Origin of the sequence: Microbacterium sp. 16-032, assembly GCF_041079455.1 — a bacterium.
GTDB classification, from domain to species: Bacteria; Actinomycetota; Actinomycetes; order Actinomycetales; family Microbacteriaceae; genus Microbacterium; species Microbacterium testaceum_A.
Window position 1 is genome coordinate 121,496 of the sequence record NZ_JBFYGQ010000006.1, and the last position, 12,708, is coordinate 134,203.

The 12,708-nt window shown below is 71.0% G+C and carries 10 protein-coding genes; 3 read left to right on the forward strand and 7 right to left on the reverse strand.

What is annotated here, in order from left to right; translation table 11 throughout:
• Positions 1–3: 3 nt before the first annotated feature.
• The gene (locus AB6V31_RS14235) at positions 4–1,005 is read left to right on the forward strand and encodes an o-succinylbenzoate synthase (RefSeq protein WP_369366413.1); all 1,002 of its coding nucleotides are present in this window, start codon (positions 4–6) and stop codon (positions 1,003–1,005) included.
• Here AB6V31_RS14235 and AB6V31_RS14240 read toward each other — a convergent pair.
• A complete protein-coding gene (locus tag AB6V31_RS14240) occupies positions 992–1,618 on the reverse strand; it encodes a TetR/AcrR family transcriptional regulator (RefSeq protein ID WP_056223974.1) in 627 nt (208 codons plus the stop codon). The genes AB6V31_RS14235 and AB6V31_RS14240 overlap by 14 nt on opposite strands.
• Positions 1,619–1,734: 116 nt before the next feature.
• Here AB6V31_RS14240 and AB6V31_RS14245 point away from each other — a divergent pair, with 116 nt between their 5' ends.
• Together AB6V31_RS14245 and AB6V31_RS14250 are read left to right on the forward strand one after the other, a co-directional pair.
• The gene (locus AB6V31_RS14245; protein WP_369366415.1) at positions 1,735–4,623 is read left to right on the forward strand and encodes an MMPL family transporter; all 2,889 of its coding nucleotides are present in this window, start codon (positions 1,735–1,737) and stop codon (positions 4,621–4,623) included.
• Entirely contained in the window at positions 4,620–6,662 is a 2,043-nt protein-coding gene (locus AB6V31_RS14250; RefSeq protein WP_369366417.1) for a YhgE/Pip family protein, read from the forward strand. Before AB6V31_RS14245 ends, AB6V31_RS14250 begins: the two co-directional genes overlap by 4 nt.
• Before the next feature lie 459 nt (positions 6,663–7,121).
• On the opposite strand, the gene ccsB is transcribed toward AB6V31_RS14250, so the two are convergent.
• The 6 genes from ccsB to AB6V31_RS14280 form a co-directional block, all read right to left on the reverse strand.
• Positions 7,122–8,132, reverse strand: coding sequence for a c-type cytochrome biogenesis protein CcsB (gene ccsB, locus AB6V31_RS14255; RefSeq protein WP_056223981.1), 1,011 nt, complete (start codon positions 8,130–8,132; stop codon positions 7,122–7,124).
• A gap of 4 nt (positions 8,133–8,136) precedes the next feature.
• Positions 8,137–9,852 carry a cytochrome c biogenesis protein ResB gene (locus AB6V31_RS14260; protein ID WP_056223983.1) on the reverse strand — a complete coding sequence of 572 codons (1,716 nt, stop codon included), beginning with the start codon at positions 9,850–9,852 and terminating at the stop codon, positions 8,137–8,139.
• Positions 9,833–10,582: a cytochrome c biogenesis CcdA family protein gene (locus tag AB6V31_RS14265; protein ID WP_056223985.1), complete on the reverse strand. Its 750-nt coding sequence runs from the start codon at positions 10,580–10,582 to the stop codon at positions 9,833–9,835. Before AB6V31_RS14265 ends, AB6V31_RS14260 begins: the two co-directional genes overlap by 20 nt.
• Positions 10,579–11,184 carry a TlpA family protein disulfide reductase gene (locus AB6V31_RS14270; RefSeq protein WP_369366421.1) on the reverse strand — a complete coding sequence of 202 codons (606 nt, stop codon included), beginning with the start codon at positions 11,182–11,184 and terminating at the stop codon, positions 10,579–10,581. The genes AB6V31_RS14265 and AB6V31_RS14270 overlap by 4 nt, the downstream gene beginning before the upstream one ends.
• Positions 11,184–11,828, reverse strand: coding sequence for a histidine phosphatase family protein (locus AB6V31_RS14275; RefSeq protein ID WP_144785985.1), 645 nt, complete (start codon positions 11,826–11,828; stop codon positions 11,184–11,186). Before AB6V31_RS14275 ends, AB6V31_RS14270 begins: the two co-directional genes overlap by 1 nt.
• 85 nt (positions 11,829–11,913) lie before the next feature.
• On the reverse strand, positions 11,914–12,639 hold the full coding sequence (locus tag AB6V31_RS14280) for a DedA family protein (RefSeq protein ID WP_056223991.1): 726 nt from the start codon (positions 12,637–12,639) through the stop codon (positions 11,914–11,916).
• Positions 12,640–12,708 lie beyond the last annotated feature (69 nt).

A 12,708-nucleotide genomic window follows, 5' to 3' on the forward strand; every position in this document is an offset into this window, starting at 1 on the left:
GGCATGAGCACCGTCGCCCTCCCCTCGCTCGCCGAGATCCTCGACTCGGCGCGCGTCGTCTCCCTCCCGCTCGCCGCCCGCTTCCGGGGGATCGAGACACGAGAGGCGCTCGTGTTCGAGGGCCCCGAGGGGTGGACGGAGTTCTCGCCGTTCGTCGAGTACGCCGATGCGGAAGCCGCGACCTGGCTCGCCGGGGCCATCGACTTCGGGTGGCGTCCGTCACCGCCGGCCGTGCGCGACCGCGTCGCCGTCAATGCGACGATGCCCGCGGTCGCGGCATCCGAAGTGCCGAGGATCCTCGCCCGGTATGACGGATGCCGCACGGTCAAGGTCAAGGTCGCCGAGGCGGGCCAGACGCTCGCCGCGGACGTGGCGCGCGTCCGAGCGGTCCGCGAGGCGATGGGGCCCGAGGGACGGGTGCGCGTCGACGCGAACGGTGCGTGGAACGTCGACGAGGCCGAGCGAGCGGTCCACGCCCTCGCCGAGTTCGACCTCGAGTACGTCGAGCAGCCCTGCGCCGAGATCGACGAGCTCGCCGAGCTGCGCGAGCGGATCGACTATCTCGACATCCCGATCGCGGCCGACGAGAGCGTCCGCAAGGCCGCCGACCCCCTGCGTGTGGCGCGTGCGGGTGCCGCCGATCTGCTCGTCATCAAGGCTCAGCCCCTCGGCGGCGTCCACGCGGCGCGAGAGATCGTCGCGCAGGCGGGACTGCCCGCCGTCGTCTCCAGCGCCCTGGACACCTCGATCGGCCTGTCGATGGGGGTGGCGCTGGCGGCGGCGCTGCCCGACCTCGACTACGACTGCGGACTCGGCACCGCCTCGCTGTTCACGGTCGATGTCGTGGGATCCCCCCTCGTGGCCCGCGGCGGAATGCTGCCGCTCGAGCGCCCCCGCCCCTCGGTGTCCGACCTCGATCGGGTGGCGGCGACGGACGATCGACGGGAGTGGTGGCTGGACCGGCTGCGGCGGTGCTACGCCGCTCTCGAGATCACTCGAGGATGAGTCGCACGATCTGAGCGAGCCGCTCGCCCAGCTGACCGCGCGCGTCGGAGGGTGACGTTCCCGTCATGACGGCGGTCTCGGATGCCGAGATCCAGGCGGACAGCAGAAGCTCCGTCGCGGCGTCCGCGGGCAGGCGCAGAGTCAGCCCCCGCGCGTCCGCGATGTCGCGCACGAGCTGCGTGACGCTGTCGCACAGGGCGCCGTTCGATGAGAGGTAGGCCGCCGCGAACTCGGGGTTGCGCAGGGCCTGCACGCGGGTCTCGGCGCCGAGGAGGACGTCGAGGCGGTCCTCGCCCGCGACCTCGAGTACTTCTTGGACGAGATGGAGGACTTCGCCCGTGGCATCCAGTCCGCGGTCCTCGATCGAGGTGACCCGGTCGCGGACAGCGGCGATCGTGGTCTCGGCGGAGCGGGCGCAGAGGGCGAGGAAGAGTTCTTCCTTCGAGCCGAAGTTCGAGTAGAACGCGCCGCGCGTGAACCCGGCGCGGTCGCAGATCGCCTCGACCGAGGCCGCGTCGATGCCGACCTCGGCGAACATCTCCGCGGCGGCGTCCATGAGGCGCGTCCGGGTGTTCTCGCGCCGTCGTGAGGGGGCGGGTGCGGTGTCGGTCATCCGCGTCTCCTGTTCTGGGTGGACGTCCAGCTTCAGTCGCACCCTCGAGGTCTACGATACATTGATGTATCCGATACGGTGATGTATCGACTCGTTCACCGATCGTGGGAGCAGCCGTGTCGACATTCCTCTACACCCTGGGTCGCTGGTCGTTCCGCCACCCCTGGCGCGTTCTGACCGGCTGGCTCCTCATCCTCGTGATCGCCGGCGGCGGAGTCGCGGTGTTCGCGAAGGGGACGGACAACACCTTCTCGATCCCGGGCACCGAGTCGCAGGCCGGCCTCGAGATGCTCGGGCGCACCTTCCCCCAGGTGAGTGGAGCGAGCGCCGAGATCATCGTCGTCTCCGCGGACGGGTCGAGCGTTCACGACCAGAGCTACCAGGACGCCATCCAGAAGACGACCGGCGACATCGGCACGCTCGACTTCGTCGAGGCCGTCACCGACCCCTACGACACCCGCGTGTCCGGCGGCATCTCCGACGACGGGCGCGCGGCGATCGTGCGCATCCAGTTCGCCGGGGAGTCGACGGCGGTGCCCGCCGACACCAAGGACGCCCTCCGCGACGCCACCACGGCGCTCAGCACCGCGCTGCCCTCCGGATCCCAGGCGATCCTGGGCGGACAGCTCTTCGCCACCGAGATCCCCGGCGCCTCGCTCACCGAGGCGCTCGGCGTCCTCATCGCCGCGCTCGTGCTCATGGTGACGTTCCGTTCGTTCCTCGTGGCCGGGATGCCGCTGGCCACCGCGATCCTCGGCGTCGCCCTCTCGATCGGGCTCATCTTCATCGCGACGGGCTTCGCGACCGTGTCGTCGACCACTCCCCTGCTGGCGGTGATGCTGGGCCTGGCGGTCGGCATCGACTACGCCCTCTTCATCGTGTCGCGACATCAAGACCAGACGCGCGCGGGAATGGACCCCGAGGAATCGACCGCCCGCGCTGTCGGTACCGCTGGATCCGCGGTCGTGTTCGCCGGCATCACGGTGCTCATCGCCCTCATCGGCCTGAGCTTCGCCGGCATCCCGTTCCTGACGACCATGGGCATCGCCGCCTCCGTCGCCGTGGCGATCGCGGTCTGCGTGGGGCTCACGCTCACCCCGGCGTTCCTGGGATTCGCGGGGCACCGCGTCGTCGGCTGGGGATACAAGAAGCAGAAGAAGCGCTCCCGCACGGCCACCGCCGAAGACGACGCCGCGGCCGCGAAAGAAGCTGCCGCCGAAAGCGTGCGCCGCGCCTCCACCGCGGCCGTCCGCGCCCAGCGCAACGGGCCCGCCAAGCGCTGGGTCGGTCTGGTCACCCGGCATCCGGTCATCACCTCCGTCGCCGTGATCGGCCTGCTGGGCGTCACCGCGATCCCGGCCGCGTCCCTCGCGCTCACCCTTCCGAACGCCGGGCAACTCCCCCCGGGCGACGAGGCGCGCGTCGCCTACGAGCTGACCGACGAGTACTTCGGCCCCGGCGCCAACGGACCCCTCATCATGACGGGCACGATCGTCACCTCGAACGACCCGCTGAACCTCATGACGAGCATCGGCGACGAGATCGCGAAGATCCCGGGGGTCGCGAAGGTCGCCCTCGCGACGCCGAACGCCACCGCCGACACCGGCATCGTGCAGATCGTGCCCGAGACCGCGCCCGACGACCCGCGCACCGCCGACCTCGTGCGCGAGCTCCGCGCGGCCGAGCCCCGCCTCTACGACCAGTTCGGCGTGCATCTGCTCGTCACCGGCTACACCGCCGTCACGATCGACATCTCCGACCAGCTCGGCGCCGCCCTGCTGCCGTTCGGCCTGTTCGTGGTGGGCCTCTCGCTCGTGCTGCTGATGATCGTGTTCCGCTCGATCTGGGTGCCGCTGACCGCCGCCGGCGGGTACCTGCTGTCGGTCGCGGCCTCGTTCGGCGTCGTCGCCGCGGTGTTCGAGTGGGGCTGGTTCGCCGACGCCCTGCACGTGGCCAAGGTCGGCCCCATCATCAGCTTCATGCCCATCGTCGTGATGGGCGTGCTCTTCGGCCTCGCCATGGACTACCAGGTGTTCCTCGTCTCGCGCATGCGCGAAGACTTCGTGCACGCCGAACGCGAGGGTCGCACGCCCCGCGAGGTGGCGCTCGGCGCCGTCCGCAGCGGCTTCTCGGCATCCGCCCGCGTTGTCGTCGCCGCCGCCGTCATCATGTTCGCGGTCTTCGTCGCGTTCGTGCCCGAGGGCGACTCGAGCCTCAAGCCCATCGCGCTGGGACTGGCCGTCGGCGTCGCGGTCGACGCGTTCCTCGTGCGCATGACCCTGGTGCCCGCGATCCTCGCGCTGCTGGGCGCGAAGGCCTGGTGGATGCCGCGCTGGCTCGACCGGATCCTGCCCAAGCTCGACGTCGAGGGCGAGGCCGTCGAACGCGAGGTGCGCCTCGCCGACTGGCCGGCCGAGTCCGGGGTCGCGATCGCCGCCGACGATCTGCGCACGGTGGGAGCCTCGGATGCCGAGGAGCCCGTGTTCTCGGAGGTGTCACTGCGCCTCGGGTACGGGGGGACGCTGCTCGTGACCGGCGAGACCCGCACGACGCGCACCCTGCTGCTCGCCCTGTCGGGCCGCCTGTCGCAGATCGAGGGGCGCCTGCGCGTGGACGGGCTGCTCGTCCCCGAGCGCGCCGGAGCGGTGCGCGCCCGTGTCGGCGTCGCCCTCCTCGACGACCCTGCCGAGGCCGCCGCCGACGTCGCCCGCGCCGCATCGCGCGGCACCCGGGTCGTGATCGTGTCGGACATCGACCGCCTCGACGACGACACCAGCGACGACGTGGCCCAGGTGCTCCGCCGGGCCGCCACCGAGGCGCGCGAGCGCAGCGACGATGACTCGTCGCCGTTCACCCTGATCGTGTCCGCCCGCGACGAACGCCGCGCGCTGGCCCTGCTGGCCGACGCTCAACGTCAGGACGTGTCGTCCCTCTCGCTGCCGACCCCGCGCCGGCATCGTCCCGAACCCGAAACCTTCGCCGATCTCTCCGAGGTGTTCGCATGACTCTCCCCGTCGAGCGCTCCCGCTCGCGCCGCCCTGTCACCTGGCTCACGCTCGTCGGCGTCCTCCTGCTCCCGGCGGTGATCGGCGGCATCCTGGTCGGTGCGCTCTACAAGCCCACCGATCGACTCGAGAACATCACCGCCGCGATCGTGAACGACGACAAGGCCGTGGAGCTCAACGGCCAGCTCGTCCCCCTCGGGCGACAGCTCACCGGCGGCCTCGTGAAAGGCGCCGACGACCAGCCGAGCAACATCGACTGGGTCATCTCCAACGACGAGGACGCCGCCGCCGGTCTCAAGGACGGCACCTACACCGCGGTCGTGACGATCCCCGAGAACTTCACCGCAGCCTCGCTCTCGACCCGACCGGGCGAGACCCCCGAGAAGGCGACGATCGGTGTGCAGACGGCGCCCAACGCCCGCGTCGTCGACGGCGCGATCACCGGGGCACTGGCATCCACCGCCTCCCAGGTCTACGGCAGCACCCTGTCGTCGCAGTACCTGAAGAACGTCTTCCTCGGTTTCACGACCCTGAGCGACCAGCTCGGCAGCGCCGCGAGCGGGGCTCACCAGCTCGCCGACGGGGCATCGCAGGCGTCCACCGGAGCGGCCGGGCTGCGCGACGGCCTCGGGCAGCTCTCGTCCGGAGCCACGGCCCTGGCCGACGGCGCGTCGACGCTCGCCGCCGGCGCCGGTCCGCTCGCCAGCGGCGCCGACCAGCTCTCGAGTGGCGCGGGAGCACTCGCCGGCGGAACCCGCTCGGCGGCGGCCGGCGTCACCAAGCTCGCCGACGGCAACGCCGAACTGGCGAAGCAGATCAACGCCCTCGCCGCGCAGATCCCACCGAACTTCGCCCAGGACGCACAACAGCTGTCCGACGCGGCACCGCAGATCAACACCGCACTGACCGACGCTGCAGCCGCCCTGCAGAAGGCCGCCGACGAGTGCACCGGCACGCCCGAGCAGTGCGCCGCTCTGCGCACGGCATCCGACAACGCCAACGCGGCCCTGCCGAAGGCGAAAGAGACCGTGACGCAGATCGGCGGCCTCTCGGCCGAGGCCACCAAGCTGCCGGCCGGGGTCAGCGCCATCGCCGAGGCGAACCAGAAGCTCGCCGACGGCGGGTACGACGCGGCGAAGGGCATCACCACCATCGCCGGCGGCATGGACGGCATCGCCGGCGGAGCCACGAAGCTCGCCGACGGCGCGCGGCAGTTCGGCACGGGCGCCTCGGCTCTCGCCTCGGGCGCCGAGCAGGTGGCATCCGGAGCTTCCGGCGCCGAGACCGGAGCCGGCCAGCTCGCGGACGGCGTCAGCCAGGTCGCGACCGGCACCACCTCCCTCGCCGATGGCCTGGACACCGCGGTGTCGAAGCTCCCCACCTACACCGATGCCCAGGCCACGAACCTCGCCGACGTCGTCGCAGACCCCGTCTCGGCGACGGGCGGCACCGACTCGCTCTTCGGCGGCGCCGCAGTCCCGCTGCTGGCCATGGCGGTGCTGTGGTTCGGCGCCCTCGCCTCGTTCGTCGTGTTCCAGGCCGTGTCGGCCCGCTCGCTGACCAGCCGCCGCCCCTCGGGCCTCGTCGCCCTGCGCGGCTTCGCGCCGGCGGCGATCGTCGGCGCCGTGCAGGGACTGCTGGTCGCGAGCGTGGTGCAGGTGGCATCCGACTACGCCTGGGGCGACTGGGCCGTGTTCGCGATGATCTGCCTTCTCGCCGGGGTCGCCTTCGCCGCCGTGAACCAGGCGCTCGTCGCGCTCCTCGGGGGCGCCGGACGATGGGTCTCCGCGATCATCGGGGCCCTCGCGCTCGCGACGAGCATCGTCTCGACGGTGCCGCCGGTCCTCGCGGCCTTCGCGTCGCTGCTTCCGACCTCGCCCGCCTATTCGGCGATGCTCGGCGCTCTGTCCGCGGCCGGCGGAGTGGGTGCGGGAGCCGCGGGCCTCGTGGTGTGGGCGGTGCTGTCGATCCTCGTGACGACGCTGGTCGTGGTGCGTCGCCGGACCGTCTCGGCCCGCGCCGCGGCGATCGCCGCCTGACTCCCGCGCCCGGGCGCGGAGCCGCGCGGCGGCCTTCGCGCCCGGGCGCTCTCGCCCGCCCGAGCCCGGTCGCGCACGTCCACGTCCCGTGTCAGGGAACGGAGGCGCGCCGGTCCGTGACGTCTCCTCGGGCCCCGAGCACGCGGCATCCCGTCGCCCTCCTCCCACCCGCGCACAACGGCGGGCGCTTTTGGCGACACGCCACGAGCACGACCGCAGCACCCGGCGTTTCGCGAAGAGCCCCGCCGTTGCGCACGTCCCACCCCGCAACGACCCCGCGCGCATGACGTATCCGCCCGCGCCCCGCGGCGTCCGCTCGCCACCGAGCACCGAAGCCCACGCCCCGCGGCGACCCCCACGACGCCGGTCACCCGCCGCCCACGCCCCGGCATCCCGACCCCCACAACAGGAAAGGGCCCGCCCGGCTCACGCCGAACGGACCCTCCTCTGCGGCCTCTGTCAGGTGGTCAAGCCGCTGTAGGCGTGCAGCCCCTTGAAGAAGACGTTGACGATCGTGAAGTTGAACAGCACCGCGGTGAAGCCGATGATCGACAACCACGCCGAGCGGGTGCCGCGCCAGCCGCGGGTCGCGCGGGCGTGGATGTATCCGGCGTAGAGCACCCAGATGACGAAGGTCCAGACTTCCTTGGTGTCGAAGCCCCAGAAGCGGCCCCACGCGTCGTTCGCCCAGATGGAACCGGCGATGAGGGTGAAGGTCCAGAAGATGAACCCGACGATCGCGAAGCGGTAGGCGAGCGACTCGAGCGCGTCGGCGTTCGGAACCGTACGGAGGAAGCTCCGCGTGGTCGCGGCGTCCGCGGGAGCCTCGGCGAGCTTGCGCTCGCGGCGCGTCTGGATGAGCTGAACGACCGACAAACCGAAGGCCAGGGCGAACAACGCCGTTGCCAGGCTCGCGACGAACACGTGCACGACCAGCCACACCGACTTCAGCGGGTCGGCGAGCGGCACGACCTCGACGTGGAAGGCGAGCGTGGCCCCGCCGAGCAGCAGCACGGCCAGGCCGGTCATCAGAGAGCCGAGGAAGCGCAGATCGAAACGCGTCAGCACGACGAGGTAGACCGCGATGATCAGCAGCAGACCGGTCAGCGCGAACTCGTACATGTTCGACCAGGGCACGCGCCCCGCGGCGACGCCGCGCAGGACCGTGGCGACCAGGTGGAACACGAAGCCCAGCGCGGTGAGCACCGTGCCGAGGCGGGCCCAGAGGTAACGCGGCTGGGCGGAAGCGGTTCCGGATGCCGACGACCCTGCGGATCCGCCGATCACTCCCCCGCCGCCCGCGGTGACGAGCTCGCGCGCGACGACCTCGTCCTTCGCCTTCAGGGCGAGGTCGGAGCGTCGCGCGAGGTCGATGGCGTAGGCGAAGAACGCCAGCACGTAGATGGCGACCGCCGTCCACACCAGGAGGAGGGAGATCTCGTCGAGGAGAAGCGGGTCGGTTCCGGGCATGGTGTCAGTCTACTTTTCCGGTGTCGGGGTGGCTCTGGGTGGGAAGGGTCGCGCTGTGCTTGTCGACGAGCTGGTCGACGGCCGCCGCGAGGGTCGGATCCTCGCCTCGGGCGAGGCCTGCGTACTCGATCTCGACGGCGCCGGTGCGCGGCGTCGCCTTGACCCACATGCGGCGACGGGGGACGAAGAGCGCGGCGAGCAGACCGAACAGGGCGAGGAGGGCGAAGCCCAGCACCCAGGGGCCGGCGAGGTCGCGGTGGATCGACAGCGAGGCGAAACGCTTGACGGACTGCTCGTAGCCGACGGCACCGGCCGGGGCCTCGTTCTCGAAGGTGATCGTGCCGAGACCGTTCGGCAGGTTCTCGGTCTGACCGGGCATCAACTGCAGAGCCGGGGTGCCGCTGTCGCCGCCGGCGATCTGGGTCATGCCCGAGGGATCGAGCGTGTACACCGAGCGCGGGGTTCCGTCGTCGATGCCGAGGTCGCCCTCGTACACGCGAAGGGTGAGCGTGGGGTACTCGAGAGCGCCGTAGGTGGAGGTGAGGGCGCCCGAGTCGAGCACGTCCATCGTCGGGTAGAAGAAGCCGAGGAGCCCGAGCTGCTGCGGCAGCCCGTCGGCGACCTTGATGACGCCGAGCGAGGTCATGTTGGCATCCTGCGGCAGGAAGGCGACCGAGTCGTGGAACACCTCGTTGCCCTGGGCATCGCGGATCGTCACGGTCGGGGCGTAGCCGTTGCCGAGAAGGTAGACGCGGTCGCCCTGGACGTCGAGGGGGTGGTTCACCCGCACCTCGCCGTCCTGCGGGTCGGCGCCCGGGGCCTGGGTGGTCACGTGCGCGACGAAGTTACCGGCCTGCCCCGAGCCGGGTTGTCCCGGCGGCACGTACGTGACGTCGAAGGTGTCGAGGGTCATCGAGTACGGCGTGAGGGTGTCGCCGCCCACGAAGCGGCCGGGGTTGAACGACGAGTAGTCGAGCAGGCTGTTGCTGAAGGCCTGTCCTTCGACGAGGACCCGCTGGCCGGTGTAGGTGAAGCCGCCACCGACGCCGACGGCGATCAGCACGCCGACGAGCGCACCGTGGAAGAGCAGATTGCCGGTCTCGCGGAGGTAGCCGCGCTCCGCCGAGACCGAGAAGGCGCCGCGCGAGTCGTAGCGCGCGACGCGGTAACCGCTCTTGCGCAGTTGGGCGGCGGCGCTCTCGACGGCCGCGGCGGCCACGGCATCCGCATCGCCGTCCACCTCGATGGTGCGGGTGCGGTGGTCGTCCAGCCGCGACAGCCGCGCGGGCGTGCGCGGGGGCTGCGAGCGCAGGGCCTTCCAGTGGTGCTTGGTCCGCGGGAGGACGCACCCGATGAGCGAGATGAACAGCAGGAGGTAGATGGCCGAGAACCACGGCGAGCTGTAGACGTCGAACAGGCTGAGCTTGTCGAGGACCGGCGCGAGGTCGGGGTTGTCGGTGAAGTACTGCGTGACGCCGTTGGGGTCGGCGGTGCGCTGGGGCACGAGCGAGCCGGGGACGGCGGCGATCGCGAGGAGCAGCAGGAGCACCAGCGCGGTGCGCATGCTGGTCAGCTGCCGCCAGCCCCATCGCAACCAGCCGACCACCCCGAGGCGCGGCTGCGTGATGTCGTCCGCCGTGGAGTCGGCGTGGTCGGAGGGGCGCAGCGGGTCGGTCACGGTGTTACCTCGGTCGGAACGATCAGAGCGGGAGCTGGACATTGCCGATCACCCCCTGCAGGGTCGACATCCACTGGCCCCAGAACCCGGTCACCATCAGCAGGCCGAGCACGATCAGAAGCGCTCCTCCGATGAGGTTCACGACGCGGATGTGCGTGCGCACGAACGCGACGGACTTTGTCGCCCACCCGAAGCCGAGGGCGAGGAGCAGGAACGGGATGCCGAGACCCAGCGAGTACGCCAGGCCCAGGAGCGCGGCCCGGCCCGGGTCGCCCAGGTTGTAGGACACCGAGATGATCGCGGTCAGCGTGGGGCCGATGCACGGCGTCCACCCGATGCCGAGGGCGATGCCCAGCAACGGGGCCCCGATGAGGCCGAGGTTGCCCCGCGACTGCATCCGCACCGAACGCTGAGCGAGACCGAAGAGACCGATGAAGACCAGTCCCATGATGATGATGACGACGCCCATGACGCGGGTAATGAGGTCGGCGTACTCGATGAAGAAACGGCCGAGCGCTCCTCCGAGGACGTTGATCGCCATGAACACGAGGGTGAACCCGGCGATGAACAACAGGGTCCCGCCGAGCAGGCGGCCCTTGCCGGAGGCGGATGCCGAACCCCCGCGCGGCGCCACGGCACCGCCGATGTAGCCGAGGTACCCCGGCACGAGCGGAAGCACGCAGGGCGACAGGAACGAGATGAGGCCGGCGGCCAGGGCGATGGGAACGGCGATCCACAGCGCCCCGTCGAAGACGAGGGCGCCCGGGTTCACGCGTTCTCCGCGACCAGCGTGCGCACGATCGACTCGAGGATCGACGCCTCGGGCAGCTCGCCGACGATGCGAGCGGCGACGCGCCCCTGCTTGTCGAGCACGAGGGTCGTGGGGGTCGCGTTCAACGGCGTCGCACCGGTGAAGGCGAGCTTGAGCTGGGCGTCCCCGACCGCCATGGCGCTGGAGTACGACACCCCGTGGTCGCGCGCGAACGACAGGGCCGTGGCCGGCTGGTCGTACGTGTTGATGCCGAGGAAGGCCACGTCCTGCCCCTGGAAGGTCTGGTAGGCCTGCTCGAGGCGCGGGGCCTCGATGATGCACGGGCCGCACGTGGCGTACCAGAAGTTCACGACGAGCACCTTGCCCGCGAAGTCGGCGCTCGCCACCGGGGAGCCGTTGTCGAGGGTGCCCGCGAAATCGACGGGCTCCTTGCGGTTCTCGGGGGCGATCTCGTCGGTCTGGAACCCGTTGGCGGCGATGTAGCCCTTGTTGTCGCCGGCCCGGTACTGGTCGGCGAGGGGGTCGGCGGTGCAGGCCGACAGCCCGGCGACCAAGGTCGCCGCGGCGAGGATCGACCCCGCGGCGGTGAGGATTCTGCGCATCAGACGGCTCCTACATCGACGGCTCCGGCGGTGCTCGCCGGCTCGGCGTACGCCACCTCGACCCAGCGCGTCGAGCCGTCGGCGCCGTCTCGCCGTTCGAAGCTCGTCACGCTCGACAGCGCGCAACGGCGCTTGCGGGGGTCGTGGCGGGTGGGTTGCTGGGACAGGGCGAGGTGAGTCACCCAGATGGGGAGTTGGTGCGAGACGACGACCACGTCGCCCGAGGGGACGCGGTCCCAGGCATCGGTCATCGCGGCCGTCATGCGGGCGACGATCCGCTCGTAGGGCTCGCCCCAGCTGGGAACGGCCGGCCGGCTCAGGTGACGCCAGTTGAGCGGGTTCGCCAGGGCCTGCTTCATGCGCCGACCCTCGAAGACGTTGGTCGGCTCGATGACGCGGTCGTCGATGAACGGCTCGGCGCCGAACATCTCCACGAACGGCTCCGCCGATTCGCGCGTGCGCTGCAGGGGCGAGACCACCAGGGCCGAGACCGGACGATCGAGACCCTTCACGTGCTCGGCCGCCTGACGCGCCATACGGCGACCGTCGACGCTCAGGCCGAATCCGGGGAGCCGACCGTAGAGCACGCGACGGGGGTTGTGGACCTCTCCGTGGCGCACGAGATGAAGGCGGTCGGCGGGCACGACGCCAGTCTACGGGCGGGTTCTGTGGTCTGACTGAGTCCGGATGCCGGTTGCCTCGACGTGGAGATAACCGACCGAGCGACGCTCAGGCGTCGTGCTGAGCGGCGGGAGCGTCGTCGCGATCGCCGGCGCGCTTGGAGGCGAGCAGCGATCGGACGCGCGAGTACAGGAACCACGCGAGGCCGATCGCGACCGCGGCGATGACCACGTACTGCAGGATCGACGCGTACTCCTCGACGATGTGCCAGTTCTCGCCCAGCAGGAAGCCCGACAGCACGAAGATCGTGTTCCAGATGAGGCTTCCCGCACCGGTGAGCAGACCGAAGCGCCACATCGGCATCTTCGACACCCCCGCGGGGATCGAGATGAGACTGCGGAAGATGGGGATCATCCGCCCGAAGAACACGGCCTTGCCGCCGTGGCGCTCGAACCACGCAACCGTCCGGTCGACGTCTTCGGGGTGCAGCAGCGGCATCTTCGCGGCGAACGAGCGCAGCCGCGCCGCTCCGAGCCAGCGGCCGAGACCATAGAGCATGAAAGCGCCGACGACGGAGCCGATCGTCGTCCACAGCAGCGCCTCGAACAAGGTGAAGGAGCCGCGACTGGCGGTGAGCCCGGCCATCGGCAGAACGACCTCGCTGGGAAGCGGGGGGAAGAGGTTCTCGAGGGCGATCGCGACACCGGCCCCGACGGGCCCGATGATCTCCATGAGCGAGACGGTCCAGTCCGCGAGCGACGTCAGCCAGGACTGTCCCTCCCCGGAGCCGGAGGTCGACCGCAACGGGGCGAGAGAGAGGGTGGTGTCGGTCATCGGGTGCCTTCGCGCTCGGTGATCGGCCGCCCGGTGCGGACGCCCGCTCTCAGGGTAGGTTGCGAACCC

Coding starts and splice junctions, on each gene's coding strand:
- AB6V31_RS14235 (WP_369366413.1), top strand. CDS start 4: ATGAGCACCGTCGCCCTCCCCTCGCTCGCCGAGATCCTCGACTCGGCG.
- AB6V31_RS14240 (WP_056223974.1), bottom strand. CDS start 1,618: ATGACCGACACCGCACCCGCCCCCTCACGACGGCGCGAGAACACCCGG.
- AB6V31_RS14250 (WP_369366417.1), top strand. CDS start 4,620: ATGACTCTCCCCGTCGAGCGCTCCCGCTCGCGCCGCCCTGTCACCTGG.
- ccsB (WP_056223981.1), bottom strand. CDS start 8,132: ATGCCCGGAACCGACCCGCTTCTCCTCGACGAGATCTCCCTCCTCCTG.
- AB6V31_RS14260 (WP_056223983.1), bottom strand. CDS start 9,852: ATGTCCAGCTCCCGCTCTGATCGTTCCGACCGAGGTAACACCGTGACC.
- AB6V31_RS14270 (WP_369366421.1), bottom strand. CDS start 11,184: ATGCGCAGAATCCTCACCGCCGCGGGGTCGATCCTCGCCGCGGCGACC.
- AB6V31_RS14280 (WP_056223991.1), bottom strand. CDS start 12,639: ATGACCGACACCACCCTCTCTCTCGCCCCGTTGCGGTCGACCTCCGGC.